The organism is Streptomyces sp. NPDC056361 (assembly GCF_042262805.1).
In the GTDB taxonomy this organism is placed as follows: Bacteria; Actinomycetota; Actinomycetes; order Streptomycetales; family Streptomycetaceae; genus Streptomyces.
This window is the reverse complement of sequence record NZ_JBHJQI010000207.1, coordinates 6,489-10,287: the sequence shown is the minus strand read 5'-3', so window position 1 is coordinate 10,287 and position 3,799 is coordinate 6,489. Positions and strand designations below refer to the sequence as shown.

3 protein-coding genes are annotated in these 3,799 nt (G+C 75.2%); all 3 read left to right on the top strand.

Annotation, left to right across the window (positions count from 1 at the left end):
* Positions 1–4 precede the first annotated feature (4 nt).
* The 3 genes from ACFCY7_RS37625 to ACFCY7_RS37615 are packed head-to-tail and all read left to right on the top strand — an operon-like array spanning position 5 to position 3,626.
* Complete coding sequence (locus tag ACFCY7_RS37625; protein ID WP_376490585.1) at positions 5–943, top strand: ABC transporter permease; 939 nt, start codon at positions 5–7, stop codon at positions 941–943.
* On the top strand, positions 940–1,929 hold the full coding sequence (locus tag ACFCY7_RS37620; RefSeq protein ID WP_376490584.1) for an ABC transporter permease: 990 nt from the start codon (positions 940–942) through the stop codon (positions 1,927–1,929). The genes ACFCY7_RS37625 and ACFCY7_RS37620 overlap by 4 nt, the downstream gene beginning before the upstream one ends.
* Complete coding sequence (locus ACFCY7_RS37615) at positions 1,926–3,626, top strand: dipeptide ABC transporter ATP-binding protein (protein WP_376490583.1); 1,701 nt, start codon at positions 1,926–1,928, stop codon at positions 3,624–3,626. The genes ACFCY7_RS37620 and ACFCY7_RS37615 overlap by 4 nt, the downstream gene beginning before the upstream one ends.
* Positions 3,627–3,799 lie beyond the last annotated feature (173 nt).

Here is a 3,799-nt window from a genome sequence, read left to right as displayed (position 1 = left end):
GGGCATCCCCGCCACGGGCGCCGCCCGGCAGGCCTGGCGGCGGCTGCGCACCCGGCCGGCCGCGCTCGTCTCCGCCGCCGTCCTCCTGCTGCTCGTCGTCCTCGCCCTCGCCGCCCCGCTGCTCGCCGCGCTGACGGGCCAGGACCCGACCACGTACCACGACGACCTCGTCGACTCGGCCCGCGGCGGCGTCCCGTACGGCGCCTTCGGCGGGGCGAGCGCCGACCACTGGCTCGGCGTCGAACCCGGCACCGGACGCGACCTGTTCGTCCGCCTCCTCCACGGGGCCCGGATCTCGCTGCTCGTCGCCGTCGGCGCCACCGTCGTCCAGGTCCTGGTCGGACTCCTCGTCGGCCTCGCCGCCGGACTCGGCAACCGCTGGGTCGACGGCGCCCTCGGCCGGATCACCGACGTCTTCCTCGCCCTGCCGTTCCTCGTCCTCGCCATCGCGCTCACCGCCGTCGTGCCCCGCGACTTCCCGCGCCCGCTGCTGCTCGTCCTGGTCATCGGGCTGCTCGGCTGGGCCGGCACCTCCAGGATCGTGCGCGCCCAGACCCTCACCCTCAAGAGCCTCGACTTCGTCTCCGCCTCCCGGCTCGCCGGCTCGGGGCGGTGGCGCACCGCCCGGCGCGAGCTGCTGCCCTCGCTCGCCGCGCCCGTCATCACGTACGCCGCGATCCTCGTCCCCACCAACATCGTGGTCGAGGCCTCGCTCTCCTTCCTCGGCGTGGGCGTCACCCCGCCCACCCCGTCCTGGGGGCAGATGCTGTCCACCGCGCAGACCTGGTTCCGGGCCGACCCGGCGTACGTGCTGCTCCCGGCCGGACTGCTCTTCGTGACCGTGCTCGCCTTCACCGTGCTCGGCGACGCCGTCCGCACCGCCCTCGACCCGCGCGAGGCCGGTCGGCTCGGCGTGGGCACGCGAAAGGAGACCTCCCGATGACCCGCTACGTCCTGAAGCGGCTCGCGGGCGCCGCGCTCGTCCTCCTCGCGCTGTCCGTCCTCGTCTACGCCCTGTTCTACGTCGTGCCCGGCGACCCGGCCCGGCTCGCCTGCGGCGAACGCTGCAACCCGCAGCAGATCGCCCAGGTCCGCGAGCAACTCGGCCTGAACGACGGCGTGTTCACCCAGTACCTGCACTTCCTCCAGGGCGTCCTCGCCGGTCGCGACTACTCCACGGGCACCGGCGTCCAGCACTGCGGCGCGCCCTGCCTCGGCCTGTCGTACCAGAACGACCAGCAGGTCACCGAGGTCATCCTGGAGCGCCTCGGCGCCACCGCCTCGCTCGCCCTCGGCGCCATGGTGATCTGGCTCGTCGTCGGCATCGGCACCGGGCTGCTCTCCGCGCTCCGCCGCGGCGGCCTCACCGAGCGGACCCTCACCGTGCTCACCCTCGCCGGCACCGGCACGCCCGTCTTCATCCTGGGCCTGCTCCTGCTCATGGCGGTCTGCGCCTACCTCCAGTGGCTGCCCTTCCCGACCTACGTGCCGCTCGGCGAGGACCCCGAGCAGTGGGCCTGGAACATGCTGCTGCCCTGGCTCACCCTCGGCTTCTTCGAATCGGCCAAATACGCGCGGCTCACCAGGAGTTCCACCCTGGAGACGCTCGCCGAGGACCACATCCGCACCTTCCGCGCCTACGGCGTGGGGGAGCGGTCGGTCGTCGCCCGCCACGCCCTGCGCGGCGCCGTGCCGCCCGTCATCGCGCTCAGCGCCGTCGACCTCGGCACCATGTTCGGCGGGGCCGTGCTGACCGAGTCGCTCTTCGGCATCCCCGGGCTCGGCAAGACCCTCATCGACGGCGTCCGCCACGTCGACCTGCCGATCGTCGTGGGCATCGTGCTCCTCACCGGGGTCGCCGTCGTCCTCGCGAACGTCGTCGCCGACCTCCTCTACGCCCTCGCCGACCGAAGGGTCGCCCTGTCATGACGCTCCCGCACCCCGGGCCCGGCACCACGGCCCCGCTCGTGGAAGTCGACCGCCTCACCGTCGAGTTCGGCGGCGCCGTACGGGCCGTCGACGACCTCTCCTTCACCCTGGAGGCCGGCCGCGCACTCGCCCTCGTCGGCGAGTCCGGCAGCGGCAAGTCCACCGTCGCCGGCGCCCTCCTCGGCCTCCACCGGGGCACGGGCGCCCGGGTCACCGGCACCGTCCGGGTCGGCGGGACCGACGTCGCCGCGGCCGGCCCGGACGAGCTGCGGCGGCTGCGCGGAGGCGTCGCCGCCATGGTCTTCCAGGACCCGCTGTCCGCCCTCGACCCGTACTACGCCATCGGCGACCAGATCGCCGAGGTGTACCGCGTCCACCACCCCGGATCGCGCAAGGCCGCCCGCGCCCGGGCCGTGCAGGTCCTCGACCGGGTCGGCATCCCCGACGCGGCCCGCCGCTCCCGTTCCCGCCCGCACGAGTTCAGCGGCGGCATGCGGCAGCGCGCCCTCCTCGCGATGGCCCTCGCCTGCGAGCCCCGGCTCCTCGTCGCCGACGAGCCGACCACCGCCCTGGACGTCACCGTGCAGGCCCAGATCCTCGACCTGCTGCACGAGTTGCGGCGCGAGACGGGCACCGCGCTGCTCCTGGTCACCCATGACGTGGGAGTGGCCGCCGAGAGCGTCGACGACGTCCTCGTCATGCGGGGCGGCCGCGAGGTCGAACGGGGGCCGGTGGCCGGGGTGCTGGGCGCGCCGGCGGAGCCGTACACCCGCCGGCTGCTCGCCGCGGTGCCCCGGCTGGACGGGCCGGTGCGGACCGCCGCCGTGCGCGATCCCGCCGTCCACGATCCCGCCGGGCCCGGCGCAGAAGCCGCGCGGGGCGAGCCGCTCCTCGAAGCGGTCGACCTGCGGCGGGAGTTCGGCCGGGGCAAGACGGCCGTGACCGCCGTCGACGGGGTGTCCCTCACCGTTCGCGCGGGCGAGACCCTGGGCGTCGTCGGGGAGTCCGGCAGCGGCAAGACCACCCTCGGCCGCATGCTGGTGCGGCTCCTCGACCCGACGGGCGGCCGGCTCAGGTACGGGGGCGTGGAGATCGGCGCCCTGTCGGAGCGGGAGCTGCGCCCGTACCGGCGCGAGCTCCAGATGGTCTTCCAGGACCCGGTCGCCTCCCTCAACCCGCGCCGCTCCGTCGGCGAGTCGATCGCCGACCCGCTGCGGGTCGCGGGGGAGCGCGACGAGACCCGGATACGGGGACGGGTGCGGGAGCTGCTCGACCGGGTGGGGCTCGACCCCGACCGGTACGGGGCCTACCCGCACGAGTTCAGCGGCGGCCAGCGCCAGCGCGTCGGCATCGCCCGCGCGCTCGCCGCGGAACCCCGCCTGATCGTCTGCGACGAACCCGTCTCCGCGCTCGACGTCACCACCCAGGCGCAGGTCACCGCCCTGCTCGCGGAGCTCCAGGCCGAACTCGGCCTCGGCCTCGTCTTCATCGCCCACGACCTCGCGGTCGTCCGGCAGGTCAGCGACCGGGTCGCCGTGATGCGTGCCGGCCGGGTCGTCGAGCAGGGCACGGTCGACGAGGTGTACGGCGCGCCCCAGGACCCGTACACCCGGCAGCTGCTCGCCGCCGTCCCCGCGCTCGACCCGGTCCTCGCGGCCGAGCGGCGGGGAAGGCGCCGGGAGCCGGTGGCCGCCTGACCGGGCAGGAAAGGCCGCTGCCTGACCCTCCGTGACCGTTCCGGCGCGTACCGCGACAGAACGCGACCGGGGTGGGAAAGTTACGTGCATTCACCCCTTCCGGTGGTGGGGGGGGGGCGCCGGCGGGGCGCGGCCCCGGGGGCGGCGGAAGGGTTGAACGCGCGGCGGGAACG